Annotated in this window: 19 protein-coding genes and 2 tRNA genes; 13 read left to right on the forward strand and 8 right to left on the reverse strand. The window is 39.8% G+C overall.

Translation table 11 applies throughout. The features are described 5' to 3' along the window. Positions 1-1,797 (forward strand): 6-hydroxymethylpterin diphosphokinase MptE-like protein, encoded by a 1,797-nt coding sequence (locus WKV44_08505; GenBank protein MEM5948585.1) that lies wholly within the window; start codon positions 1-3, stop codon positions 1,795-1,797. A gap of 214 nt (positions 1,798-2,011) precedes the next feature. Here WKV44_08505 and carB read toward each other — a convergent pair whose 3' ends face one another. From carB to WKV44_08525, 4 genes are all read right to left on the reverse strand, one after another. Next, entirely contained in the window at positions 2,012-5,224 is a 3,213-nt protein-coding gene (gene carB, locus WKV44_08510) for a carbamoyl-phosphate synthase large subunit (GenBank protein ID MEM5948586.1), read from the reverse strand. Between the two features lie 3 nt (positions 5,225-5,227). Beyond that, complete coding sequence (gene carA, locus WKV44_08515; GenBank protein MEM5948587.1) at positions 5,228-6,388, reverse strand: glutamine-hydrolyzing carbamoyl-phosphate synthase small subunit; 1,161 nt, start codon at positions 6,386-6,388, stop codon at positions 5,228-5,230. 81 nt (positions 6,389-6,469) lie between these two features. After that, a tRNA-Glu gene (locus WKV44_08520) sits at positions 6,470-6,541 on the reverse strand. 6 nt (positions 6,542-6,547) lie between these two features. After that, positions 6,548-6,618 (reverse strand) — tRNA-Gln (locus WKV44_08525). Between the two features lie 320 nt (positions 6,619-6,938). On the opposite strand from WKV44_08525, the gene dnaE reads away from it, so the two are divergent. The 10 genes from dnaE to rlmN all read left to right on the forward strand — a co-directional run bounded on the left by dnaE (position 6,939) and on the right by rlmN (position 18,511). After that, positions 6,939-10,334, forward strand: a complete 3,396-nt coding sequence (gene dnaE, locus WKV44_08530; GenBank protein MEM5948588.1) for a DNA polymerase III subunit alpha — start codon at positions 6,939-6,941, stop codon at positions 10,332-10,334. A gap of 9 nt (positions 10,335-10,343) precedes the next feature. After that, a complete protein-coding gene (locus WKV44_08535) occupies positions 10,344-10,940 on the forward strand; it encodes a YggT family protein (protein ID MEM5948589.1) in 597 nt (198 codons plus the stop codon). Positions 10,941-10,946: 6 nt separating this feature from the next. Beyond that, a complete protein-coding gene (recG, locus tag WKV44_08540) occupies positions 10,947-12,998 on the forward strand; it encodes an ATP-dependent DNA helicase RecG (protein MEM5948590.1) in 2,052 nt (683 codons plus the stop codon). Continuing rightward, complete coding sequence (rsmD, locus tag WKV44_08545) at positions 12,995-13,540, forward strand: 16S rRNA (guanine(966)-N(2))-methyltransferase RsmD (GenBank protein MEM5948591.1); 546 nt, start codon at positions 12,995-12,997, stop codon at positions 13,538-13,540. Before recG ends, rsmD begins: the two co-directional genes overlap by 4 nt. Before the next feature lie 17 nt (positions 13,541-13,557). Beyond that, positions 13,558-14,595 (forward strand): ATP phosphoribosyltransferase regulatory subunit, encoded by a 1,038-nt coding sequence (locus WKV44_08550; GenBank protein ID MEM5948592.1) that lies wholly within the window; start codon positions 13,558-13,560, stop codon positions 14,593-14,595. A gap of 1 nt (position 14,596) precedes the next feature. Further along, on the forward strand, positions 14,597-15,226 hold the full coding sequence (gene hisG, locus WKV44_08555) for an ATP phosphoribosyltransferase (protein ID MEM5948593.1): 630 nt from the start codon (positions 14,597-14,599) through the stop codon (positions 15,224-15,226). Positions 15,227-15,244: 18 nt separating this feature from the next. Next, positions 15,245-15,826, forward strand: coding sequence for an imidazoleglycerol-phosphate dehydratase HisB (gene hisB / locus WKV44_08560; GenBank protein ID MEM5948594.1), 582 nt, complete (start codon positions 15,245-15,247; stop codon positions 15,824-15,826). 154 nt (positions 15,827-15,980) lie between these two features. After that, positions 15,981-16,334 carry a hypothetical protein gene (locus WKV44_08565; GenBank protein MEM5948595.1) on the forward strand — a complete coding sequence of 118 codons (354 nt, stop codon included), beginning with the start codon at positions 15,981-15,983 and terminating at the stop codon, positions 16,332-16,334. After that, entirely contained in the window at positions 16,318-17,469 is a 1,152-nt protein-coding gene (locus tag WKV44_08570) for a tetratricopeptide repeat protein (GenBank protein MEM5948596.1), read from the forward strand. The genes WKV44_08565 and WKV44_08570 overlap by 17 nt, the downstream gene beginning before the upstream one ends. A gap of 4 nt (positions 17,470-17,473) precedes the next feature. Further along, complete coding sequence (gene rlmN / locus WKV44_08575) at positions 17,474-18,511, forward strand: 23S rRNA (adenine(2503)-C(2))-methyltransferase RlmN (protein MEM5948597.1); 1,038 nt, start codon at positions 17,474-17,476, stop codon at positions 18,509-18,511. On the opposite strand, the gene WKV44_08580 is transcribed toward rlmN, so the two are convergent. The 3 genes from WKV44_08580 to pyrF all read right to left on the reverse strand — a co-directional run bounded on the left by WKV44_08580 (position 18,486) and on the right by pyrF (position 23,243). Continuing rightward, on the reverse strand, positions 18,486-20,291 hold the full coding sequence (locus WKV44_08580; GenBank protein ID MEM5948598.1) for an alanine--tRNA ligase: 1,806 nt from the start codon (positions 20,289-20,291) through the stop codon (positions 18,486-18,488). The genes rlmN and WKV44_08580 overlap by 26 nt on opposite strands. A 129-nt stretch (positions 20,292-20,420) precedes the next feature. After that, positions 20,421-21,584 (reverse strand): mechanosensitive ion channel domain-containing protein, encoded by a 1,164-nt coding sequence (locus WKV44_08585; GenBank protein MEM5948599.1) that lies wholly within the window; start codon positions 21,582-21,584, stop codon positions 20,421-20,423. Positions 21,585-21,830: 246 nt separating this feature from the next. After that, complete coding sequence (gene pyrF, locus WKV44_08590) at positions 21,831-23,243, reverse strand: orotidine-5'-phosphate decarboxylase (GenBank protein ID MEM5948600.1); 1,413 nt, start codon at positions 23,241-23,243, stop codon at positions 21,831-21,833. A gap of 156 nt (positions 23,244-23,399) precedes the next feature. On the opposite strand from pyrF, the gene WKV44_08595 reads away from it, so the two are divergent. After that, positions 23,400-24,254, forward strand: coding sequence for an alpha/beta hydrolase (locus WKV44_08595; GenBank protein MEM5948601.1), 855 nt, complete (start codon positions 23,400-23,402; stop codon positions 24,252-24,254). A 294-nt stretch (positions 24,255-24,548) separates the two neighbouring features. After that, positions 24,549-25,619, forward strand: a complete 1,071-nt coding sequence (locus WKV44_08600) for a restriction endonuclease subunit R (GenBank protein ID MEM5948602.1) — start codon at positions 24,549-24,551, stop codon at positions 25,617-25,619. Positions 25,620-25,728: 109 nt separating this feature from the next. Here WKV44_08600 and WKV44_08605 read toward each other — a convergent pair whose 3' ends face one another. Further along, the gene (locus tag WKV44_08605; protein ID MEM5948603.1) at positions 25,729-26,226 is read right to left on the reverse strand and encodes a class I SAM-dependent methyltransferase; all 498 of its coding nucleotides are present in this window, start codon (positions 26,224-26,226) and stop codon (positions 25,729-25,731) included. Positions 26,227-26,260 lie beyond the last annotated feature (34 nt).

Raw genomic sequence — 26,260 nt, forward strand, 5'->3', positions numbered from 1 at the left:
ATGCAGGAAACTAGTACTGATAGAGAAAATCTAAAGAAAAAAAATCTTAATATCTTTTCACATCTTATCCATCGTTTTATTGACATTGGTAAAAATAGAAAAAGAGGAGATATCATCCTAAGAGAAGACAAAGGAAGATATTTTCTGGAACTGGATGGAAAAGCTGTATACAGCAAATATTCTCCGGATAAAGAGGCAGCGAGACTTATAAAAGAAGCAAATTTGGAAAAAGCTGATGTGTGTGTGTTCTTTGGTCTTGGAGGCGGATATCATGTGGAAGAATTTCTCAATAGAAATAGAACAGCAGATGCTATAATAATCGAGCCTCTTTTTGAGAATTTGTATGAGATTGCAGGGCTGAGAGACTTCTCTTTTCTAATGCAGGGAGAAAGAGTTAGTTTTTTTACATATGATATGTTGGATGAAAAAAGTTTTTTTTCTGTTATTTTATCATACCCTGACAGTGGAATTTATTTTTTCTCTCTCAATGCATATAAAAATTACTATCAAGATAAATATAAGCATATTTTTAATCTTACAGAACGTATAAAGAAAGCAAGAAATACCAACAGAAATACTGCCAAGAAGTTTGGCAGAAGGTGGATAAGAAACACATTGCGAAATCTTCCGTTGTTTATCGATGCACATGGGCTGGAACTTTTATCAGGCAGGTTAGCTTATCCTGCTATTCTTCTCGGCGCAGGACCGTCTCTTGATCTTTTATCACCTCATATTTCTATGTTAAGGGAAAGAACTTTTATTATTGCAACGGATACTTCTATCAGATGGTGCAGACAAAATGGTGTAATCCCCGATATTGTGATAACTGTGGATCCTCAATACTGGAATAGTCGTCATCTAGATTATGTGGATAAAAGTAATTGTTTACTTGTAACAGATCCTGCTGTGTACCCTTCTGTGCTTCACAAAGAAGGACTTTCTGCTCTTTTTATAAATTCCGCTCTTCCTCTTGTATCTTTCTTTTCCAGATGGACGGGGTTTAAGATGTCTCTTGCAGCAGGTGGCTCTGTAACAACCAGCGCATGGGATCTCGCACGCTTATGCGGTGCGGACATCATAATGATGGCCGGTGTTGACTTAGGTTTTCCACAAAGAAGGCTTTATTATAAAGGGGCTCTTGTAGAAGAGTATTCTCTGGTAAAAAGCAGTAGACTCAGAAGTCCTCATGACAATATTATTCCTGTTTATTTTGATGCAGGTCTAAGACGGGAAAAATGTGATACAGGGTATACTTATACAAATTCTAGGATGGAGGTATATAAGACTTGGTTTGAGATAGAGGTTGGAAAGACTGTTTTTCCTCGCACAGTGAGGATAAGCAAGGGCGGGGTTGATATCAAAGGTATAGAGTATATAAGTCCGCCAGAGATGTCTAATCTACCTTATATAAGGGATAATATCGATAATATCTTAAAGGATATAAGAGATGCTGCTTTAATAAAGAAGAATATGCAAAAATCAAGTCAGGTTTTTTATATTTTAAAAGAGCTTATCCAAGATATAAGTGATAAGGCACAAAAAGGGCTAGAAATAACAAGAGATATTAATATAACTCAAGATACTTTTACAAAGATAGAAGCAATTATCTTTGATATAAAAAGAAATCCTGTTTTCCCGCTAATTAATCTTCTTATCCAGGATGTTGTTGATAATCTTATTGATGCAAGAACAGAAGATTCTGTCATAAAAAATTATGCTGTTATTTTGAAAGCTATCGAGGATTCTACCCATATCTATATGGAAGAAATTGACTATGTAAGTCCTCTCTACAAATAAAGTGTCTATGTTAAAAAATAATAAAAAGCTATTTTTTTGTTAAACTTTTTTCTAAGTGTGTCGAAAAGATTATTGTGGTTTATGATCTTACGATTTAGCCCCTGGAGGGGTGGCGGCATGTTCCCGGTCAGGAATATGCCGCTTTTTTTATGTTAATAAAAAAGGGCTGCCATACTTTTGTGTGGCAGCCCGTTCGGTATGCTTTTATTATTGATTATTTAAACTGTTCTACTTTTTCTACGCTTATGTCACCTGAGAGAAGGTGTTTTATGCCTTCTACTGCGGCTTGTGCTGCAGAGGTGGTTGTCGTATAGGGTATTTTTCTCTTGAGAGCTTCTATCCTGATGTGCTCATCGCCTTTTTGTGAGAATCGCCCCAAAGGTGTGTTTATCACAAGTTGTATTCTGCCCCTGCGCATGTGGTCCAGAAGATTGGGGTGTCCTTCGTGTATCTTAAGAAGAACCTCGGGGAATAGACCATTTTTATACAGATAATCTGCTGTACCTCTGGTTGCCGCTATTTCAAAGCCCAGTTCTGCTAGTTCCTTGACTATAGGTAGAATCGTTTTCTTGTCGTCGTCATGTACAGAAACAAATACACGACCATGGGTAGGGAGTCTGTTTCCTGAGGCAAGTTGTGCCTTGGCAAAAGCTTCTCCAAAGCTCTTGCCTATTCCAATCACTTCTCCTGTTGATTTCATCTCAGGTCCAAGAAGCGGATCCAGATCACGAAATCTATCAAATGAAAACATGGCTTCTTTTACCGCCCATCCGACAATACAGTGTCCCTCACCTACTCCATCTTTTCCAACAAGTCCCTGGCTTGCAAGGTCTTCTCCTTCCCACACTTTTACGGCAGCTTTTACAAGATTGACGCCGGAGGCTTTGGAAAGATATGGTACGGTTCTAGATGCCCGGGGATTAACCTCAAGCACGTACAGTTCATCATCCTTGGCTGCAAACTGTATGTTGAGAAAACCTTTTACACCCAGTTCTCTTGCAATCTTGACAGTTGCTTCGCGCATCTTATTCAGAATATTGGGTGTTGATTTGTAGGCAGGAAAGACGCAGGCAGAATCACCAGAATGGATTCCGGCAGCTTCTATGTGCTGCATTATCCCGCCTATGTAAACGTTATAACCGTCTGCTACTGCATCCACATCATATTCAAAGGCATCCTCAAGAAATTGGTCAACAAGTACGGGTCTGGCTGCCGATATCTCTATGTCTTTCTTAAGGAATTCTCCAAGTTCTTCCTCATTATAAGCTATAAACATGCTTTTGCCGCCAAGAACAAAAGATGGTCGTAAAAGTACAGGGAAGCCTATTTCCTGTGTAAAGGTTTTTACCTCATCCCAGTTCTTTGCAGCTTTGTTGCTTGGCTGTCTAAGGTTGAGTCTTTCTACAAGCTTTGAAAAGAAGGCCCTGTCTTCCGCCTCTGTTATTCCTTTTACGGGTGTCCCTACTATCTGAGCTCCTGCCTTTTCAAGTTCTTCTGCCATATTAAGAGGAGTCTGTCCTCCCAGCTGTACTACGACTTTTTTTGTCTTTTCTTTTTTGAGTATTTCTTTTACATCCTCAGAATTGAGAGGTTCAAGATACAATCGGTCTGATACGTTAAAGTCTGTTGATACTGTTTCTGGATTGGAGTTTACCATTATTGCTTTCTTTCCAATCTCTCGATATGCCATTGTAGCAAGAGTACAGCAGGTATCAAACTCAAGACCCTGTCCTATCCTATTGGGCCCGGATGCTATGATGATTACAGAATCTTCTCCGCTGTCTCCTCCCTCATCAATCTCCCCATATGTACTGTAAAAGTAAGGGGTCTCCGCTGCAAACTCGCCTGCACAGGTGTCTACAAAGTGGTAGCTTGCTCTTATGCTGTTCTTTTCCCTCAGGGAGCTTACTTCATCCTTTTTCATACCGGTAAGCTCGGCTATTTTTCTGTCCGTAAGTCCATACTGCTTTGCCTTAAGCAGAGTTGCCTTATCAAGGATGCCCTTACCTTCTATTGATTTTTCAAACTCTACGAGGTCTGCTATCTGAGATATAAACCATATGTCTATCTTCGTTTTTTCAAGTATGCGGTCAATTGCCGAACGCCCCTCCCTGTGTAAAGTTGTATATACGGCAGGGAGCTTCTGTGGGTGCAGAAAATGCAGCATCTCTTCCACTTCTTCCTGCGGCAGTTTTAGTTCGCTTAGACCGTCCGTACCCTGCTCTATAGCCCTTATTGCCTTGTTTAGAGCCTCCGGAAAGGTTCTCCCAAGAGCAAGGGATTCTCCTATTGACTTCATCTGAGTTCCCAGCTCTCTGTAGCCTGCTGGAAACTTACCAAACTCAAAGCGAGGAACTTTTACTGCGACATAATCCAAACTAGGCTCAAAGCAGGATACTGTCTTGCCTGTTATCTCGTTGACAATCTCATCAAGCGTATAACCTATTGCAAGCTTTGCGGCAGCTCGTGCTATGGGAAATCCTGTTGCTTTACTTGCAAGAGCAGAAGAACGTGATACACGCGGATTCATCTCTATTACAACCATTCTGCCAGTCTTGGGATTGACTGCAAACTGCACATTGGAACCGCCAGTATCGACTCCGATAGCACGCAGAACCTCTATACCTGCCGTGCGCATCTTTTGGTACTCTGGATCTGATAAGGTCTGTATGGGAGCAACTGTTATGCTGTCACCAGTATGTACACCCATGGCATCTATATTTTCTATAGAACATACTATGATAGCATTATCAGCATGGTCTCTCATGACTTCAAGCTCAAACTCCTTCCACCCCAGGAGAGACTCTTCTATAAGGGCCTCATGCACAGGGCTCTCTATAAAAGCTCTCTCAAGCTGAAGCTCATATTCTGCTCTTGTGTTGGCAATACTTCCGCCTTTACCACCTAGTGTAAAGCTGGGTCTGATTATAAGAGGAAGCCCTATTTCTTCCAAAACCTTGAAGCCTTCTGACATACTGTGCACAACAGCGGATCGGGGAACATCAAGCCCAATCTTAAGCATGGTCTCCTTAAACTCACCCCTGTCTTCAGCTCTCTTTATAGCTTCTATATCCGCACCTATAAGCTCCACCCCATATTTTGCAAGAACCCCCTGCTCATAAAGCTCTATGGACAGGTTGAGCCCTGTCTGCCCTCCCATTGTAGGCAAAAGAGCATCAGGACGCTCTTTTGCTATAATTTTTTCTACATAGGGAACATCAAGAGGCTCCATATATACAGCGTCTGCAATATCCGGAGTAGTCATGATTGTAGCTGGATTGGGATTAACAAGAATTACCCTGTAACCCTCTTCTCTCAGGGCTTTAACAGCCTGGGTGCCAGAATAGTCAAACTCACAGGCCTGACCTATGACAATGGGCCCAGACCCTATAATAAGAACCGATTTTATATCCTTTCTTGCGGGCACTTTTTACTCCTTACTCTTTAACGCAGTATCTATAAAATCATCAAAAATCCATGAACAATCATGAGGTCCCGGCGCTGCCTCAGGATGAAACTGAGAAGCTTTTACTGGCAGGCTATCATGAGCAATTCCCTCAACTGTATCGTCATTGGCATTCTTAAACCATACACTGACACCCTTTGGCAGGGATGACTCATCCACGGCAAAGCCATGATTCTGAGAAGTTACAAAAACCTTCTTTGTAAACTCATCTCGTACAGGATTGTTGATACCATGGTGACCAAACTTAAGCTTGTATGTTTTTGCACCAAGGGCAAGAGAAATAATCTGATGTCCCAAACATATGCCAAAAACAGGCATCTTGCCTATAAGCGATTTTGCAAGCTCAATCTGTTCTGTAAGGACAGCAGGGTCTCCAGGACCATTGGAAAAAAACGCCGCATCAAAGCCGCCATTAAGAATATCTTCTGCAGAACAAGTGCTAGGGAAAACCGTAACATGCACATTACGAGAATTGAGCTCACGAATTATATTAGCCTTAATTCCGCAGTCAATAAGAGCAAATCGAGCAGCAGCACCATCGTAGTCCACTACCTCGCGGGTACCTACATACTCAACAAGGTTGGCTCCCTCCATATGGGGTATACTGTCCAGATACTCCACAACAGCCTTTATATCCGAATCCGAGAGGCTCTCCTGTCCCGCAGGTACATCAACAATAAGTCCGAACGGGCTCCCACCCTCACGCAGCATAAGCGTAAGAGCCCTGGTATCCACACCGCAAATCCCGGGCACTCCCTCTGTCTCCAGATACTTGGACAGAGAAATTCTCCCCTCGGGCACAGGCCCCTCGTAAAGACTACGTACTACAAAACCTGCAACCTTGACCTGTCTTCTTCCCTTCTCGGGCCCGGACTCATTCCACGCTCTGTCTACCCCGTAGTTGCCAATATGCGGATAAGTCATAGTAACAATCTGCCCAGTATATGACGGATCTGTGAGAATCTCCACATATCCTACCATACCGGTGTTAAAAACGACCTCACCCACGCCTTCCAGTTTTTTCTCGCCATTTTTGAGCGAGCCGATACTCAAAGGCGGAGCGCCGAATGGACTGCCATAAAAAACAGTCCCGTCTTCTAGAACCAGTGCACAGGATTTACTCATCAAGACCTCTCTGTATATTTATACAAAAATAATGCATATTTATGCATCACTATCTAAAAAAAATCCGGCATCAAGCCGGACTAGCCCCTAGGGGAGTCGAACCCCTGTTTGAAGAATGAGAATCTCCTGTCCTAACCACTAGACGAAGGGGCCATATGCTTCCCCGGGGAGGACTCGAACCCCCACAAGCAGAGCCAGAATCTGCTGTGCTACCATTACACCACCAGGGAATATTCATCGTCAAGAATGTATCAAAACCTGCAGCATGTGTCAATAGCTGCTGCAATCCGATATATACTTTTAAAAAGATATTTTATACCGAACGTAGCCCCTGCTCCACGTAAAAAAATCCAAGAGATTTCTGCAGTGGCTACTGCCTCCGGCAGATACTGGTAAAAGACAGGGCAGCCCATGCTCATCTTACACAGGATGCAGGTCTTACCTAAGTAAGCTTAGGTAAGACCGTTCGGTATAAGGTAAAATTCTTTTTGCCACGCTTAGTTTTGTTGCACAGCTTTTTTTTTACGGGTATAGTTATCTCATGGGGAATATGGATTTTGTTCATCTGCATCTTCATTCTGATTATAGTCTGCTTGACGGCGCCAACAAAATAAACGATCTCATCACCAGGGTAAAAGAGCTGGGAATGTCGCATGTGGCTCTTACTGACCACGGGAATCTATTTGGCGTGATGGATTTCTATAAGACTGCAAAGAAGGAAGGGGTTGTTCCGATTATAGGCTGTGAGGTTTATGTCTCAGAGGGCGATTATACCGATAAAGAAAACAAGACTTATTATCATCTGATTCTTCTTGCAGAAAACTCTACTGGATACAAGAATCTTCTCAAGCTTGTGTCCGAGGGTTTCCTAAATGGGTTTTATTATAAGCCAAGGGTTGATCTCAAATTGCTTGAACAGTACCACGAGGGACTTATTGCAATGAGTGCCTGTCTGGGAGGACAGATTCCTAGGCATATTCTAGACAATCAACCTCAAAGGGCACGCGAGGCTGCTCTGAGATACAGAGATATATTTGGTAAAGATAATTTTTTTCTTGAGCTACAGGACCATGGTCTTGAGGAGCAAAAAACAGTAAACAAGGCTCTTGTCAACTTATCATCCGAGCTCGGTATCCCGCTTGTTGCTACCAACGATGCCCACTACCTTAAGCGTGAGCATGCCTATGCTCACGAGGCTTTACTTTGTATTGGAACCAATAAAAAACTTACTGATAAGGACAGGATGCGATTTGAAAACTCCGAGTTTTATGTGAAGTCACCGCAGGAGATGTACGAGCTTTTCTCCCATGTTCCAGAGGCCCTGGAAAATACAGTCAGAATAGCAAAACGATGCGAGTTTGATATAGAGCTGCCAGGTCCTCTTCTTCCAGTATATCAGATTCCAGAAGGTTTTGCAGGACCGGAGGAGTATCTTAGACATCTTGCACGGGAGGGTCTCAAAAAGCGATATAATCCTGTTACTGATGTGCACACACAGCGTCTTGAGCATGAGCTTTCTATTATAATCTCAATGGGTTTCACAGGATATTTCCTTATAGTATGGGATTTTATACATTTTGCACGCCAGTCTGGGATTCCTGTGGGGCCCGGACGCGGTTCTGGTGCAGGCTCTATTGTTGCATACAGTCTTGGTATCACAGATATCGATCCTCTAAAATACAATCTGCTTTTTGAGCGTTTTCTCAATCCCGAGCGAGTATCTATGCCAGACTTTGATATAGATTTCTGCTACGAGAGAAGGCAGGAGGTCATAGATTATGTAACAAGGAAATACGGCTCCGATAAGGTTGCACAGATTATAACTTTCGGGACTCTCAAACCCAAAGCTGTTCTCAAGGATGTCGCAAGGGTGCTTGATATCCCCTTTACAGAATCCAATGAGCTTACAAAACTCATGGGAGATGCCAAGTCTGTAGAGGAAGCACTGGAGAGGGAACCCAAGCTTAAGGAGTTTGCAGAAAGAGATGAAATCTACTCTCAACTCTTTGAGATTTCTTCTGTTCTACAGGGGTTAAAAAGACATGCATCGACTCATGCTGCGGGTATAGTTATAGGTCGAGAAGAGCTTACAACTTATGTTCCGCTTTATAAGGACCCCAGAACAGGAGCAATATCCACTCAGTTTACTATGAACCACTTGGAAGACTGCGGTCTTGTAAAGATGGACTTTTTGGGTCTCAAGACTCTTACACTCATAAAGAATACAGAAAAACTTATAAAGAGAACAGAACCTGATTTTGATATAGAAAAGGTGTCCGATACAGATGAGGAAACATTTGCTCTGTTAGGAGAAGGAAAAAGCACTTCTGTTTTCCAGTTTGAAAGCGAGGGAATGCAAAATATCCTAAAACGCGCAAAGCCCAACAGCATAGAAGACCTTATTGCTTTAAATGCTCTATACAGGCCGGGTCCCATGGCTTTTATAGACCAGTTTATAGAATCTAAACTGGGGAAAAGAAAAATCACCTACCCTCACAAAGACTTGGAACCTATTCTCAAAGAGACATACGGAGTAATTGTATACCAGGAGCAGGTAATGCAGATTGCTCAGAAGATTGCAGGATACAGCTTGGGTGGTGCTGATATTCTGAGAAGAGCTATGGGTAAGAAAAAACCTGAGGTTATGGCAAAGGAAAAGGTCAAGTTTGTAGAAGGTGCCATAAAACAGGGTTACAGCAAGGAGTTTGGAGAAGAGCTTTTTGAAATTCTGGTTCCTTTTGCTGGATACGGATTTAATAAGTCGCACGCAGCTGCATATTCTGTCCTTGCATACAAGACAGCCTACTTAAAAGCTCACTATCCAGCAGAGTTTATGGCTGCAAACCTCACCAACGAGATAGGTAATCCCGATAAGATAGCAGCATACATAAGCGAGGCTCGCGAAATGGGGATAGAGATTCTTCCTCCTGATATAAACAATTCTGAGGGTGAGTTTACTGTACGCGATGGAAAGATTGTGTACGGGCTTTCTGCAGTAAAAAACATGGGCGATGCTGCTGTAAGGTCCATTTTAAAAGAAAGAGAAGAAAACGGAAAATTTGTCTCTTTTATAGATTTTTTAATGAGAGTAGATTTAAGAACTATCAACAAGAAGGTTTTGGAGACTTCCATACAGGCTGGGGTTTTTGACTCCGTACATAATAACAGAGCAGAACTATTTAATAATATGGAAGAGGCTCTTAGATATGCCTCCAGAGTAAGAGCTGAGAAAGAGGATACTCAGGGATTTTTGTTTGAAGAATCGGAAGAACAAATAGAAAATGGTTTCGAAATGCAGAAGTTTGAGGACTGGCCCAAGGCGGAGAGGCTCAGATATGAGTTGGAACACTTGGGCTTTTACTTCTCAAGCCATCCTCTGGAGGATTATAGGGATGTATGGAAACGCTCCGTGATACTTGATTTATCCAATCCTTCCAAATGCTCTCCTGACAGAGAATACAATCTCATAGGCCTTGTAAAAAGCATAAGAGAAATAACAACACAGAAAGGCGATAGGATGGCTTTTATTCTTCTTGAGGATTTCAAAGGTAAGATAGAGCTAGTTGTTTTTCCTAATGTATACAAAACCCTTATCAAACTTCCTGAGTCTGGTGATGTAATAGGATGCCGAGGCAAGATAGACCTGTCCCGTGGAGAACCCAAGTTTATAGTTAATGAGATTACAGAACCGGAAAACCTGCCCAATGATGCGGCAAGAGAGGTGCACATAAGGCTTTATGGCAGTAATATACCGGATGATAATCTCTTTAACATACGGGAAATAATGCTCAACCATGCAGGAAGATGTGTAGTATATCTTCATATCCCTACTGATAACAAGGAAACCGTAATAAGAGCATCCTCACATATAAGAGTGTCGCCCGACAGAGAGGTTCTTAACACATTAAAACAGGAAGAACATATAAAAGAAATCTGGCTTCAATAAGGAGTTACAATGTTGCAAACTATAATGCTTTTCATGTCATCGTTGATTACTGTCTACATGCTGGCAATAGTACTAAGAATTTTTCTAAGCTGGTTTTCTATGACCAGAGGATATCCTGACAATAATTTTATAAGCAAAATAACGGATCCGTATATAAACATATTTAAGAGAATAAGCTTTTTAAGAACATCCATGATGGATTTTTCTCCTGTAGCTGCCATACTTGTTCTATCTGTCCTTAATACAATATTTGTAAGGCTTACAGAAGGACAGGATGTAAGTTTTTCTCTGGTTCTGGGCATAATTGTACTCAGCATATGGTCTGTCGCACTTTTTTTTGTGATATTTATAATTATATTAATAGTAATCAGAATAATATCCGTATTTTTTCATGTAAGCTCTGTACATCCTGTATGGTACACCATAGATAACATTCTCTCGCCTATGACATACAGACTGACAAGACTCATTTTTAAAAACAGGCTTATCCCATATCCTGCAGCACTAGCTCTTCTTGGAACAATACTTACAATATCCGCAATACTGGCCAATAAACTTGTAGAAGACTTTATAGTAGGTAAACTTATCGCTTTAATACCGGTATAGCATAAAATGCTTATAGAAGAACTAAGCGCATCCATAAACACTCTTCCCGATATAGGTTATAAGAGAATAGCAGAGCTCAGGCAGATGGGGATAGATAGTATCCGCAGCCTACTCATGCATATCCCTAGAGACTACATAGATCTCTCAAAACACCTCAGTCTGGCAGAAGCTCATATGGGAAGATTTGCTAATACAATATGCGTTATAAAAGCAAAAGATTACATAGGGCAAGGAAGAAAAAAGATTCTGAGAATATTCGTAGATGATGATACAGAGAATGCTGTTCTTGTATGCTTTGGTAGAAACTTTCTTGATAAAGCCTTTGACATAGGAGACAAGGTCTTTGTAAACGGATTCTTTGAGTATAAATATGGAAGGCTGCAGTCAACAAGTTTTTCTATAGAAAAATACACGGACAAATCGGATTCCTATGGAAAGATTATCCCTGTCTATTCTGTAAAAGGTAAGATATCCCAAAAACTCATGAGAAAACTGATAAAAGAAGCCATAAAAAGATATCTCCCCATGCTGGACGAACCACTGCCGGATAAGCTCATTGCAGATAACAATCTTATGCCAATACGAGAAGCAGTACAGGAAATACACTTCCCCACATCCATTGATAATATAAAAAAGGCAAAGAGAAGATTTGCTTATCAGGAGCTTTTTGCCCTACAGCTCATGCTTATGAGAAATAGCATAAAGAGAAAAAAGAGTTATCAGTCGTATGCTGTCTTTGATACAGAACTAAGGGACAAAATAGAAAAATCAATTGGTTTTGCTCTCACCGTAGACCAAAAAAAAGTACTGGAAGAAATATTTAAAGACACAATAAATCCAATCCCGATGGCAAGGCTTTTGCAGGGAGATGTGGGAAGCGGAAAGACACTAGTGGCGCTGCTTGCTTCTGTGCCATACATAGAAGCAGGTTTTCAAGTTGCCATGATGGTACCGACAGAGCTTCTTGCTTTACAACATGCGGAAAACGCAGCAAACCTTCTTGGTAAATACGGCATACGAATAGGGCTTTTAACTGGTAGTCAGAAGACAGCTTCAAGGAAAACGCTGCTGGCAGCAATATCATCTTGTGAGGTCGACCTTATTATAGGAACTCACAGCCTTTTTGGAAATGATGTGAGATATAAAAATCTCAGACTTATCATTATAGACGAACAACACAAGTTTGGTGTAGCTCAGAGAGCAAAACTGCTGGAAAAAGCAAGCAATCCAGATATACTTCTTATGAGCGCAACACCAATTCCAAGAACCATGGCTTTGACATTGTACGGTGATATGGATATATCAACAATAAAGACAATGCCTCCGGGCAGAAAACCGGTCATAACAAGGCTTGCAGTACATGGCAAGGAAGAAAAAATATACGCATGGGTAGAAAACGAGCTCAAAAAAGGGAATAAGGCATATTTTGTATATCCCATGATAGAAGACAAAGATGAAACAGAACTTAAATCGGCAGAAAAAATGTATGAAGAGCTTAAAAAGCGCTATAAAAATTATAAGGTTGCTCTCCTGCACTCAAAAACAGCAGAAGAACAAAAGAAAGCAATAATACAGGGGTTCTCGCATGGAGACATATCCGTACTTGTAGCTACCAGTGTTATAGAAGTCGGAGTAAACGTACCAAATGCAACATGTATGGTAATAGAACATGCAGAACGTTTTGGCCTTGCAACTCTCCATCAGCTAAGAGGAAGAGTAGGAAGAAGCGATAAGCAGGCATATACATTTCTTCTCTACAGCTCCAATCTTACGGAGGATGCAAAAGCAAGACTAATGACTCTTAGAAATAACACAGACGGTTTTCTTATTGCAGAAGAAGACCTCAAGATTAGAGGTCCGGGAGATATATTAGAAGGAACCGTGCAGGCAGGGAAATTGCGACTATTATTCTCCAACCCTATAGAAGACAAAGCACTTCTGGAGAAGACACACAGTGACGCTGCCAGATTATTAAAAGCAGATATCGCACTTTTACGACCAGAACATACATATCTTAACAGATTGATAAACATAGTATCGGGAGACATCGCAATATGAAAACAATAAAGATAACCGGAGGAGAATATAGAGGCAGGTATATAAAATGTCCACCTGGCATAATAAGGCCTGCCATGTCAAGAATGAGAGAAGCTATTTTTTCCTCCATTATGCCAATATATGGTATGTCTTTCCTGGATCTATTCTCAGGTTCTGCCATAATGGGTCTGGAAGCACTTTCCAGAGGAGCAGAATATGTCGTATGCGTGGAAAAAGACAGAAAAAAAAGAAGAGTAATAGAAGAAAATATAAGTAAGATAGATAATAGAGCAGTATTAAAAATGATGCCAGTAGAAAGTTATATAGAAAGTGCTGTGGAAAATTTTGATATAATATATGTGGATCCTCCTTTTCCATATAAGTGGAAAAACGATATTATAAAAAAAATAGCAAATAGCAATCTTATATCTGATGATTCACTTGTTATAATACACCACCCGACTTATGAGGAGCTTATACGGGAAACAGGCGCACTCAAAATAGAAAAAGAAAAACACTTTGGCCAGTCGACTGTAACATTTTACAGATATATGATAGATTAAAAAACAGGAAAGAAAATATGAAAGACGATAAGAACAAAACCATTGTATTTAGAACCCCCCGAGGGACAGAAGAGCTTTTTCAGCATGAGGCTATTCTACACAAATATGCAGTAAGAAAGCTGGAAGACCTATATATAAAGAACAGATATTTCCCTGTTCAGACCCCAGTTTTTGACTTTTTTGATATATATGCTCCTCTTATGGACCAGTCAATGATAAGCAAAACATACAGGATGGTAGACAGAGAGGGAGAAGTCCTCATGCTGAGGTCAGATATAACTCTATTTATCGCAAAACAACTTGGCACAAGCCTCACAAAAAAAGACCTGCCGGTACGTATAAGCTATGCAGATACAATACTGCGTCACGAAGGACAGGAAGACATATCAAGAGATGAGTTTTTTCAGGCAGGCATAGAACTAATAGGCATAAAAGAAAGAAATGCGGACATAGAAATTCTAAATCTGCTTTATGATAGTATAAAAATATTTAAAACTCCCTTTTTTGCAATACACCTCGGATCCAAGAAAGTGTTTGACCTTATTTTTTCCCAGATTGACATGTCAACAAAAAAACAAATAAAAACAGCCATACTATTGAGAAACAAAAGAGCACTACGAGAATTACTATCTATAGGTGGATACACAGAAGAAGAAATAGCAAATATTGAGAATCTTGTTATGTTTGTAGGAGACTCAGATCTTTTTGAAAGTTTATTAACAAGTCTTAAGTTGGATAAAAGTATTATGGAAGAATGCAAAAGCCTTCTAAAAACAGTAAAACAAAGCAATATACCAAAAGAAAATATAAAAATAGACATGTCGGAAATAGGTATCAATGACTATTATTCCGGTATTGCATTCCGTGTATATATGGATGGTGCAGACTCAGAGGTGGCATCAGGAGGAAGATACGATAATTTGCTACGATACTTTGGTCTTGATTGTCCTGCCATAGGATTCTCCATAATGCTCAGAAAGATAGAATCTCTTATGCAAGAGAAAGAAAAACTTCTGCCGGAAGGAATAAACAAAACATTAAAGGAGTCTATCTAAAATGGACAATAAACCTCTTACAATGGCATTGCCCAAGGGAAGACTATTGAAACAGGTGCAAAGATTCTTCTCAGAAAAGGGAATAGAAATAGACACAACAGACGATAGAAAGCTTGTAATAGGAGATAAGGATAATAGTCTCAGAATTTTTCTTGTAAAGAACAGTGACTTGCCAACATACATAAGTCATGGCATAGCAGGACTTGGCATATGTGGAGAAGATGTGCTGGGAGAAAGCTCTGCAAACTTGTTAAAACTTGCCGCAATGCCATTTGGCAGTACAAGAATGTGCCTTGCAGGAAAAAAGGAAGCCAATGAAAACGACATCTATTCCAGAAGATTATCTATAGCAACCAAGTTTCCTCATTTTACAAGGAATTATTACCACAAGATGGGCATATCAGTAGAAATAATAAAGCTTAACGGTTCTGTAGAACTTGCTCCTGTTTTAGGACTTACACCATACATAGTTGATTTGGTAGAAACAGGCTCAACTCTCAAGGCAAATAATCTAAAAGTCCTAAAAGAGCTCGCAAAAATAAATGTATATCTAGTGGCAAATCCTGCATACTATAAAATAAATTATGACAGGGTTGAGAAATTGCTCTCAAAACTCGATATAAAAGAATAGACATAACAGGAGCAATAAATGAAAGATATTATAGTAGAAAGAAAGACAAAAGAGACAGATATAAAAATATGTCTTAAACCGGAAAGCAAAAATGCCCCCAAGATAAAAACTCCTCTGCCGTTTTTCTCGCATATGCTAAACTCTGCATTTTTTCACGGGGGATTTGATATTAATATAGAGGCAGCAGGCGATATAGAAGTTGATCCTCATCATCTTGTGGAAGACACTGGCATTGTGCTGGGACAGGTCTTTAGAGAGTTATTCAAGCTCTATAAGAAGGTTGCAAGATACGGAGACTGTACAATACCCATGGACGATGCCTTATGTCAGGTTGTAATAGATGTTTGCGAAAGGTCATATCTCGTCTATAAGGCAGAGTTCTCCAATCCACGAGCAGGCGATTTTGATCTGTGGTTGTTAAAAGAGTTTTTTACTGGTTTTACCAATTCTGCAAGAATAAATCTACATATAATAAAACACTACGGAGAAAATGGACATCATGAGGCAGAAGCAGCCTTTAAAGCATGGGGGATTGCCCTTTCCAAAGCTTATAAAAAACAGGAAGATGACAGATTGTTATCTACAAAGGGAAGCCTATAACAACATTGGATAATGACTTTTATCAGAAATTATTGTAAAAAGCTATTGTTTTGTCATAATAGGATGCTTAAACTTGTATTAAAATAATAATGATTATAAATTGTTGAAAGATTTATAATACAATGTTAATATAAAGTTTTATGAGAATTGACTGATGGATGATGAAATCTTAAAGAAAATACCAAAAGAAGGCTTTCTAAGGCTGACAGAAGCACCAAAAAGGCCTGCCATTGGTAAAGAAGAACGAGTACAACTTATAAGAAAGGGAAACGAACTTCTTAACAATGGTAATGTAGAAGATGCTAGAAGGATATTTCTTACAACTGACTATAAGGATGGGCTTGTAAGGATTGGTGACATATATTTTAAGAAGAATAGATTTCTAGATGCATTAAAACTCTATTATCTTAGTGGTAATAGAAAAAAAATAGAAGCTATTACACTCCACATGGCCGGGATAGTAAAGAACTGGATTGAGGAAGGGGAAGATAATGAGCATACAAGATAACAACTCCCAGGATTTTGCAGGACACAATCAGTTATATCAGATTGATCCATCACAGTTAGAAGAAAGCGATCAGAAAATTCTGGAACTGTCTCAAGAAGGATATACTCTTCTAAAACAGGATAAGATAGAAGAGGCAATAGAACATTTTAAAAAGATTCTAGATATCGATAAACACAATAATTACGCTCTGGTAGGGCTCGGAGATGCCTACAGGAAAAAAGAAGATTTTCAGAAAGCAAAAGAGTATTATGAGCTATGTTTAAAATACTATCCGGGGAATAATTATGCTCTTTTTGGCTTAGCAGATTGCTACAAAGCTCTCAATGACTATGAAAAAGCGATAGAAATATGGGAAAAATATCTTAGATATGATGATACCAATGTAACAGTGCTTACAAGAGTAGCCGATGCTTACAGGAAGGTGCACAATTTTAAGCGATCCAAAGAGCTTTATCTCAGAGTGCTGGAAATAGAGGAAAAAAACCCGTATGCGCTTATAGGGCTAGGACACCTACACTACGACTTTAAGGACTATCAGACAGCACTCTCTTACTGGGAAGCAGTCATGGAAAAGGATAAGGATCATGTTGATATCAGGGTTCTTACGTCCATTGGAAACTGTCATAGAAAGATAAAAACCTTTGATAAGGGAATTCCTTTTTTCCTTAAGGCATTGGAAAAAGATCCGGATAACTTTTATGCCCTTTTTGGTCTCGCAGACTGCTATAGAGGACTAAGAGACCACAAACAGTCCCTTGTATACTGGGAGAAGATTCTGGAAAATGATCCAAACAACAAGGTCATACTTACTCGTGCTGGAGATGCATACAGACATCTAGGACAGATAGAAAAAGCAGAGGAATATTATCATAGGGCTCTTAATATAGAGTTTGACACATATGCTATTCTTGGCCTTGCGCTTGTGCACAAAGCTAGAAAAGAATATCAGGAAGCTGCAGATTCTCTTAAGAGTATATTGCCTGTTGATCCCAATAATCCCAAGATTTATATAGAGCTTGCAGATTGTCTTATTCATCTTAACCAGAAGGAAGAAACTAAGGCTCTCCTGGAGGAATTTTTCAGGAGAGGTTTTAAGAATGTGCATATTCAGCACATAATGGAAAAGCTTGATTAACATTATGCAAAAAAAACAATTATGTGCTCTTCTCCCCGACGAAATAGCTTCTCTACTGGATGATGCTGCCCTATACAGGGGGAAACAGATATTCCAATGGATACATGCTCATCTTGTTGACAATTTTGACAGTATGACCAATCTGCCAAAGGATATGAGAAACAGGCTGATAGATTCTTTCTGTATCACCAATTCTAAGCTGGGCAAGATATATGCAAAAGAGGATTCTGCAGAAAAAGCAGAAATACTGCTTGAGGATTCCAATATCATAGAGACTGTTTTGCTGGAAGATGGGAAAGGAAGAAAAACAGCCTGTCTTTCTTCTCAAGTAGGTTGTGCAATGGGATGCTCCTTTTGCAAAACAGGTTCCCTTGGTTTTGCAAGAAATTTAAGTGCGGAAGAGATTGTGTCGCAATGGTTGTTTCTAAAAAAAAGGTATCCAGAGCTGTCACATATAGTCTTTATGGGCATGGGAGAGCCTCTGCTGAATCTTGAAAATTTAAAGCGGGCTGTTGAGATAATAACAAATCCTGCGGGTGCAGGAATAAGCAAACGACATATAACGGTATCTACTTGTGGGATTGTGCCTGGAATAATGGATATAGCAGAAAAAGGACCAGATATCCGTCTTGCCGTATCACTTATAACGGTAATACCGGAAAAAAGAGAACTTATAATGCCAATAAGCAAAAAGTATCCGCCTGATGATATAAAAGAAGCTCTGACATTCTTCCAATACAAAAAGAACAAGAGAGTTACTCTCGAGATAGTTCTTATTGACGGGCTTACTGATACAAAAGAAGATATGGATATGCTTGTTAGGTTTTCCCGAGGATTATCTGTTATGGTAAATTTGATACCATGGAACCCAATAGAGGGTATGGATTATAAAAGTCCTTCTGAAGAAAACATAGAAAGATTTAAAGATTATCTGGAAAAAAAAGGCCTTGCGGTAACCGTAAGACACCGCAAGGGCCGTTCTATCAATGGTGCGTGCGGTCAGCTAGGAAAGGTAATTAAGCGTCCTTATTCTCAGAAATAAGGACAGCTCTTATTCTTCTTACTCCGGCAGATGAAGACTGCTCTTTTTGTATCTTAAAGAGGCCAAGAACTCCTGTATGCTCTACATGTGGACCTCCGCAGACTTCCATAGAGAAATCTCCTATAGAATATACTTTGACTTTTTCATCGTATTTATCAGCAAAGAAAGCCATAGCTCCACGTTTTTTTGCCTCGTCCAATGTCATTACTTCCATTGTAACAGGAAGGTCTTCCTTTATTTTCTGGTTTACGATGTCTTCCACTTGTTTTATCTGCTCCGGTGTCATTTTATCCGGATGAGAAAAATCAAATCTAAGCCGCTCTGCAGTTATATTGCTTCCTTTTTGCTGTACATGCTCTCCAAGAACCATTCTAAGTGCTTTGTGTAATAGGTGTGTCGCTGTATGCAGCTTAGTTGTTTCTTCGCTGTGATCCGCAAGTCCGCCTTTAAAGGTCTTTTCTGAGCCTTGTTTGGAAAGCTGCTGATGTTTTTCGAAGGCTTTGTCAAAGCCTTCTTTGTCTACGCTAAGTCCGTGTTCGGATGCTAGTTCTTCTGTTATCTCTATGGGAAAGCCGTATGTATCGTAGAGTTTAAAGGCTATTCTGCCGGGGATTATTTTTTGTGTGCTTTTTAATAGATTGGGGAGCAGTTTTTCAAACTCCTGTTCGCCTTTTTGCAGGGTTTTTAGAAACTTGTTTTCTTCTGCTGTAAGTTCTTCTAAAATAAATGATTTTTTTTCTTCCAGAAGTGGATAGTATTCTTTATACATTTCTATTACTACTTCTGCCGGTGTTGAGATAAAATTGCCTGTTACTCCAAGTTTTCTTGCGTGTCTTATAGCGCGTCTTATAAGTCTTCTTAGTATGTATCCTTGACCTACGTTGGACGGGCTTACTCCCCTCTCATCTCCCAGAATAAATGTGGCTGCTTTGATGTGGTCTGATATTATTCTTATAGAGATGTCTTTTTCTTCTTCCTGCCCGTATGTTACTCCTGTTCTTTTCTCTATTGCATTGATTATAGGGGTGAAAAACTCAGTCTCGTATACGGAGCGTTTTCCCTGCAGCATTGCGGTTGTTCTTTCAAGTCCCATACCGGTATCAACGCATTTCCTTGAAAGTGGCTCAAATGTGCCGTCTGCTTTCTTGTTGTACTGCATAAATACGTCGTTCCAAACTTCAAAATACTTTCCACAGTGACAGCCTGGCTTGCACTCAGGTCCGCAGGCTTCTTTTCCTGTGTCAAGGAACATCTCTGTATCTGGTCCGCATGGTCCTGTCTGTCCTGCAGGGCCCCACCAATTGTGTTCTCTTGACATAAAGTATATGCGTTCTTTGGGTATTCCCAAGCTTTCCCATATCGCAGCAGATTCTTCGTCACGTGGTACGTCGTCATCACCTGCAAATACGGTTACAGAAAGTCTTGCAGGGTCTATTCCCAGCCATTTTGGCGATGTAAGAAACTCATAACTCATTTTGATGGCTTCCTCTTTAAAATAGTCGCCAAGTGACCAGTTACCGAGCATCTCAAAAAATGTAAGATGGCTGGGGTCTCCTACAGAGTCTATGTCTCCTGTTCTTATGCATCTCTGGTAGTCCGCAAGTCTTGTGCCTGCAGGGTGGTCAGCTCCCAAGAGATAGGGGACCAAAGGATGCATTCCTGCTGTTGTAAAAAGTACTGTTGGATCGTTCTCCGGTATGAGGGAAAATCCTGATATTATCGCATGTCCTTTTTCCTTGAAAAAATCAAGGTATTTTTGTCTAAGTTCTTTTCCTGTCATAATAAGTGGATAGTAAGGTGTAATCTGTCTTGTGTCAAGAAAGCGGAGGATAAGGATGGTGGTGTCTTTTTGTTCTGATTGTGCCGCAGGCAGCGCATGGCGAGCCCTGCGAGCCTATGCGCGTTCGGTTTATTTTTTGTTTATTGTTATGTTGTCAGGCAGGGTTTTTATGTGTACGTCAGTCTGAGGATACGGGATTTCTATGCTGTGTTTTTTAAATTGTTCCCAGACGTAAAAATTGAGCCAGCTTATTGCATAGTATTTGTCGTCTACGTTGTTTATCCAGACAAGAAGGGTCATTGTTATGCCGGATGAGTCAAATGATCTTAGCAAAACGTCAGCTTGTTTTCTCTTGTATCTGTAGGGGCATTGTGAGGCTGCATCAAGCAGGATGTTTTTTACGAGGTGTAGGTCCGAGTTGTAGGATACTTGATATGGGATTCTGAGAATGACTTGTCTGTCAAAGTGAGAGTAGTTGTATACGTCCTGGTCCACTATTCTTGAGTTGGGGAGTATTATGCTCTCGTTTAAGAGGGTGTTTACTACTGTTGTCAGCATGCGGATTTCTTTTACTGTGCCTTCCACGTCTCCTATGAGTATTCTGTCACCTTCTTTTATTGGTCTGGTTGATATTATGATGAGTCCTGCAAAAAAGTTGGCAACTAGTCCCTGCAGGCCAAATCCGATTCCTAGCCCGAGTACTCCCAAGAGGACAAAGAGGGAGGAGATGTTGATACCTATAAAGGACAGTCCTATTATAGCTGATATGACTATAACAACATAACGGGTAAGGCTTGCTATTGTAAAACGCCTTGATGGGTCCATATTCTTGACTCTGTCAAGAACATATTTTTCCAGAAAGCTTCTTGTTATGTTACCGCTTGCAGTTGCAAGGTACATGACGGGAATTAGCATAAATATTGTTATAAGAGAAATGTTTGTCTGACCAGAGCTTAGTATGGGTTCGTTTAATATCTTATATATTTTTCCCAAGTATTCCGCTATTCTTGCACCAAAGAGATTAAAGGCAAGAAAGAATACTATTATAAAAGCAAAGAATCTCAATATGCGTCTTACCCAGAGTTTTACAGTTGTCCTGGTTTCTTCTTTTGCTCCAGCACGGGTTAATATCCGACCAAGCCAGTATATTATGAGTTTGTATATTATAATTGTAAGCAGAATGGGCAGAATAAAGCCTATAAGCAAGTCGCCGACAGAGAATGGGAATTGTATATCAGCTATGCTTGGCTTGTATGATAGGATTTTCTTTGCAAGGTCTATAGGATTGTTCATATATTATGTTATATCCTGTTCTACAAAAAATCAGCTGGCTAGATGCCGGCACTCCACAGCCTTATACTTATTATTGTCTTATACTTACTTATATACTTATACAGGCTACTGCTCTTATCGTCAAACTGCAGGTTTTAGCATATATATTTGTGACTCTCTTCTGCTTTTATATATGCGGCAGTCTTTAATCCTGCCGCATATATGTACTTAGTCTTGCAGTCTATTGTTGTGCTCTTTTCTTTATTGTTATGCTCTTCCCTCTGCAAAATCAAGCATTTTTTGCATATCTTTTTCTTCTATCAGTCCCATGTCCCTGCACATAGGCAAAAACTCGCGTATATGGGCAAAAGCATTGAGTTTTATACCTGCGTTTTCCATCTCTTTTCTACCTTCTGCACCTCTCTCTAGCAGAACCACAAGGTCAGACACAAGAAGACCCGCTTCTCTTAGTATCTCAGCAGCCTCTATCTTGGCTCCACCTGTTGTTATAAGGTCATCAACAAGCAAAACCTTCTGACCTGCCTCATACTCCCCCTCTATCTTGCTCTTGGTCCCATGGTCCTTTACACTCAGGCGTGGGTAGATAAGAGGCTTTCTTAGAGCATAAGCAAGAGCCGCACCAAAAGGAAGACCAGCAGTAGGAATACCAGCAATACAGTCAAAATCCAAACCTTCAGCAAGAGCTGCATACGCCAGAACAACATTCTCAAAAAGAGATGGAAAAGACGGTACCCTTCTGAGATCTACATAAAAAGGAGAACGCTTGCCGGATTTTAGAACAAAATCGCCAACCTTAAAGCAATTGGCATCTATAAGCCCACGCAACACCTTCTGTTTTAGATAATCCTGTCCGGAGGTTTTATCTGCCTTCGCTATATCCCGTCGTGCACGCCTTATATCCTCAGTGATATCGGCTGCAGCTTTTGCAGGGTCTTCTGCATTATATATAGCTCTTGCAACCACAACTAAGACACCCTTGCCGTCAGCCCTTGCACCAGATAAAACAGCATCGTAGGCACTACCACCCTGCGCTCCCACACCCGGAGCAAGAAACCAGACATCTGGATACTTCTGTCTAAGAGAAACAAGAACATCCGGCATATTGCCCCCTACAACAAGACCAACATTGCTCCCCCACTCGGCTGCAAGCTCGGCAACCCTTTCAAAAACAGGCTGCCCTCCTATTAGAAACTTCTCCTCAAGCTCGCAGGCACTTGGGTTGCTTGTCCTGCACAGAACAAAAACACCCTTACCCTCATGCGACAAAAACGGACTTACCGCATCCTTACCCATATAAGGATTGAGAGTAACAGCATCCGCATTCAGCCACCTGTAGCATGCAGCAGCATAAGCTTCTGAAGTGGAGCCAATATCCCCTCGCTTAACATCAAGCACACACAATGCCCCACTATCCTGTATAAGCTTTACCGTATCCTCAAGCGCACGCATCCCCTCAGGACCATATGCCTCGTAAAAAGCACTATTAGGCTTATAGGCAATCGAATAATCAACAGTAGCCTCTATAACCCGTTTGTTTTTATTGATAATAGCAGAATAGACATCAGACTCTTCCTCGCAAGAAAGTCTGGGGTCAAGCCCGACACACAATAAACTATCTTTTTTATCAGAAAGCTCGGAAAGCCTATCAAAAAAACTCAAAACCAGTACCTCCGCCTATAAAAAAAAAGTATATTACAATATGATTAGCACTATACAAAAAAGGAGCATACTTTACAATCGATGAAAAACATAACAAAAACCATTCTTAGCCTGGCAGCAATACTTACACTCTGGGCATGTCAAGGAGGAGTGAAAATGAAAGAAACAACAAAACCACCAACACCCGAATATACAGAAATAAACGGACAAAAAACAGCATACTTTCGCTATAACACAAAAGCAAAAGGCATGCCAATACTATACATCCACGGCTACAACGGCACAGGCCTTGGTATAAGCTACATTGCACCATACCTAAAAGAACACCCAATATATGCACCAGACTGGCCAGGAGCAGGACTCTCTGATAAACCCCAAGACCCGGGTTACTACTATCCCAGCAAATACACAGACTTTTTTATAAAATTCATGCAAAAAATGGGCATAGAAAAAGCCATAATAATAGGCCACTCACTAGGCGGCAGACTAGCAAGCCATCTGGCATACCGGGCACCGGACAAAACCCCACTTCTAATACTCATAGACCCATATGGATTTGCAGTACAGGACGATAACTTTGCATTCCAGCTCTCAAAATTTGGTCCACTAGTAGACCTTGCATTTTCATTCAACAACTACGACATAGCAAAAAACTCCATAGAAAACTCCGCATTTACATCAAAAGAAGCAGTTCCACCAGACTATCGCGACTACATACTCTCCGCCCTCTTCCAACACAACGCCAACGACTCACTAAAACTCGTAACCAAGTACCTCATACACAGAGACTATCTGGACAACATACTCCCCGGCATAAAACAACCCGTACTCCTCCTCTGGGGACGTGAAGACAAAGTCATGAAAATCATACACGCACACGAGTTTACATCCCGACTTGGAATAGTATATTTCTATAGCATAGAAGGACAAAACCATATGCCACATATAGAACAACCACAAAAAATAGCAGAATACATAAAAAACTTCTTAAAAATAAAAAAACACAACTAAAACCGAACGTCAGGAGCGCGCACATACAAGCAAAACAAAAAAAAGACGCGATCCCTCCTGCCTACGGCAAAGAATACAATAATCACAAACAGAACACAGAAACAAATCCAAATAGACAAAAAAAGTCGCTTGACAATATTATATAAGAAGATGAAAATGAATATAAAAAAATACCAGTACATCCAGAATAGTGATATTTAAACTGTTGTATTATAAGGGTTATAAGCACATACCAACAAATTTGATATTGTTATTTTGGCAGTAAGAGTGTACAAAGGAGTCGTTTAAAAAAAAATGAATGAAGAAATGTTTAATTTGATAGAAGATCTTAAAAAAGACAGAAGACTTTTTTCTTTTGATGAGGCAGCTACTAAACAAGTTGTAGTTTTAAAAATTCTAAAAGCCTTAGGTTGGAATCCATTTAACATCGATGAGATTTACCCAGAATATTCCGTTGGCAGTAAAAGAGTGGATTATGCACTTAGATATAATATGAGAGATAAGGTATTTATAGAAGTAAAAAAAATTAGAGAAGATTTGGAGAAACACCAAGAACAACTTTTAAATTATTCTTTTAAAAAAGGAGTAAAACTTTCAATATTAACAAATGGTATTAGCTGGTGGTTTTATTTACCTCTTAGAGAAGGCAGTTGGGAACAAAGAAAGTTTTATACAATAGAAATATACGATCAAAAGACCGAAGACATTGTAAATAAGTTTGAAGAGTTTTTATCAAAAGAGAATGTTATCTCTGATAGAGCAGTAGAAAATGCCGAGAATCTGTATAAAAGTAGACAAAAAGAATATTTGACAAGAGAAACACTTCCAAAGGCGTGGAACAAGATAATAACAGAACCCAATGAGCTTTTAGTTGAGCTATTGGCTGATACTACAGAAAAATTATGTGGCTATAAACCTGATAATGAAACAGCAGAAGAGTTTTTGATAAAAATTACTCAAGGTACCACCACAAATACCAAAAAGAAAATACAAACCACAACACAACCTGAATATAACAAGATATCAGACATTTCCTCCGATAGTTATAGTGGGAAAAGAATTGTATCATTTACTTTTAAAGGAACCAGATACCCTGTGCAATCATGGAAAGAGTTGTTGATAAAAATAGTCAATCTTATGCTTTCTGCTCATAAAGAGCAATTTAACATAGTTCTTAATTTAGCAGGACAAAAGCGACCATATTTTACAAGAAATCCTAATGAATTAAGAAACCCAGAGAAGATAGATAACACAGATATTTATATAGAAACAAACCTTAGCGCTAACAGTATTGTTAAGCTTTCAAAAAGAATTATAGCAAGCTTTGAATATAATGAAGAAGACTTTTTTATAGAAGCCCAATAAATAAAATGTGGCGCCCTATAATTGCTAACACACGGGTATCCGATTAGACCTCAACACTCGATAAAAACCATCCATGTCCTGACTTCGCATAGCACAAGCAAGCAAAACGCTATAAAGAAGAGCTCTCCTCAAGTCTTATCATGGGAGAAAAAGTAAATATATATGCATAGGCTTTTTTTGTAAAATTCTCTCCTGTCATTTTTGCAAGGACTTTCTTTATGTCTATTGGGCTTTTATCTTTTTTTATAAAGTATTCCTCAAGATTTTTATCCGATATGGTAAATCTATCGTTGTTTCTTTTTATAACGGCAATAAATTTATAATCCAGATCAGTATATGCTATGCTTGCATCTCCATGGCTGTTGTTGCAGATAAGAATTCCACCTTTTCTAAGATATTTTTTACAGGATTGAGAAATAAAGCCTGCATAAAAAGAAAAAAGAATATCAAAGGTGTTTTCTTCCAGTGGGAGTTTATCTGAAAAATCTCCCATAATGGCAGTGATAACAGGATTATCATCGTATCTTTTGTTTGCTTCTATGTATTTTATAACTTTTTTATCATCAAAAAATGCGGCAATTCTTTTGTCAGTGTCAATGTAGGTCATGTCCCTGATAAAAAAGGATGGGGTTATATGTACA

The sequence above is a fragment of the Spirochaetia bacterium 38H-sp genome, assembly GCA_039023545.1.
Classification (GTDB): domain Bacteria; phylum Spirochaetota; class Spirochaetia; order Winmispirales; family Winmispiraceae; genus Rarispira; species Rarispira pelagica.

Excerpts from the sequence above, each read along its gene's own strand:
- WKV44_08565 (MEM5948595.1), top strand. The coding sequence starts at position 15,981 with ATGGATGATGAAATCTTAAAGAAAATACCAAAAGAAGGCTTTCTAAGG.
- dnaE (MEM5948588.1), top strand. The coding sequence starts at position 6,939 with ATGGATTTTGTTCATCTGCATCTTCATTCTGATTATAGTCTGCTTGAC.
- hisG (MEM5948593.1), top strand. The coding sequence starts at position 14,597 with ATGGACAATAAACCTCTTACAATGGCATTGCCCAAGGGAAGACTATTG.
- WKV44_08605 (MEM5948603.1), bottom strand. The coding sequence starts at position 26,226 with ATGACCTACATTGACACTGACAAAAGAATTGCCGCATTTTTTGATGAT.
- WKV44_08550 (MEM5948592.1), top strand. The coding sequence starts at position 13,558 with ATGAAAGACGATAAGAACAAAACCATTGTATTTAGAACCCCCCGAGGG.
- WKV44_08595 (MEM5948601.1), top strand. The coding sequence starts at position 23,400 with ATGAAAGAAACAACAAAACCACCAACACCCGAATATACAGAAATAAAC.
- rlmN (MEM5948597.1), top strand. The coding sequence starts at position 17,474 with ATGCAAAAAAAACAATTATGTGCTCTTCTCCCCGACGAAATAGCTTCT.
- WKV44_08570 (MEM5948596.1), top strand. The coding sequence starts at position 16,318 with ATGAGCATACAAGATAACAACTCCCAGGATTTTGCAGGACACAATCAG.
- recG (MEM5948590.1), top strand. The coding sequence starts at position 10,947 with ATGCTTATAGAAGAACTAAGCGCATCCATAAACACTCTTCCCGATATA.
- WKV44_08505 (MEM5948585.1), top strand. The coding sequence starts at position 1 with ATGCAGGAAACTAGTACTGATAGAGAAAATCTAAAGAAAAAAAATCTT.
- carA (MEM5948587.1), bottom strand. The coding sequence starts at position 6,388 with ATGAGTAAATCCTGTGCACTGGTTCTAGAAGACGGGACTGTTTTTTAT.
- WKV44_08600 (MEM5948602.1), top strand. The coding sequence starts at position 24,549 with ATGAATGAAGAAATGTTTAATTTGATAGAAGATCTTAAAAAAGACAGA.
- WKV44_08585 (MEM5948599.1), bottom strand. The coding sequence starts at position 21,584 with ATGAACAATCCTATAGACCTTGCAAAGAAAATCCTATCATACAAGCCA.
- WKV44_08580 (MEM5948598.1), bottom strand. The coding sequence starts at position 20,291 with ATGACAGGAAAAGAACTTAGACAAAAATACCTTGATTTTTTCAAGGAA.
- WKV44_08535 (MEM5948589.1), top strand. The coding sequence starts at position 10,344 with ATGTTGCAAACTATAATGCTTTTCATGTCATCGTTGATTACTGTCTAC.
- rsmD (MEM5948591.1), top strand. The coding sequence starts at position 12,995 with ATGAAAACAATAAAGATAACCGGAGGAGAATATAGAGGCAGGTATATA.
- hisB (MEM5948594.1), top strand. The coding sequence starts at position 15,245 with ATGAAAGATATTATAGTAGAAAGAAAGACAAAAGAGACAGATATAAAA.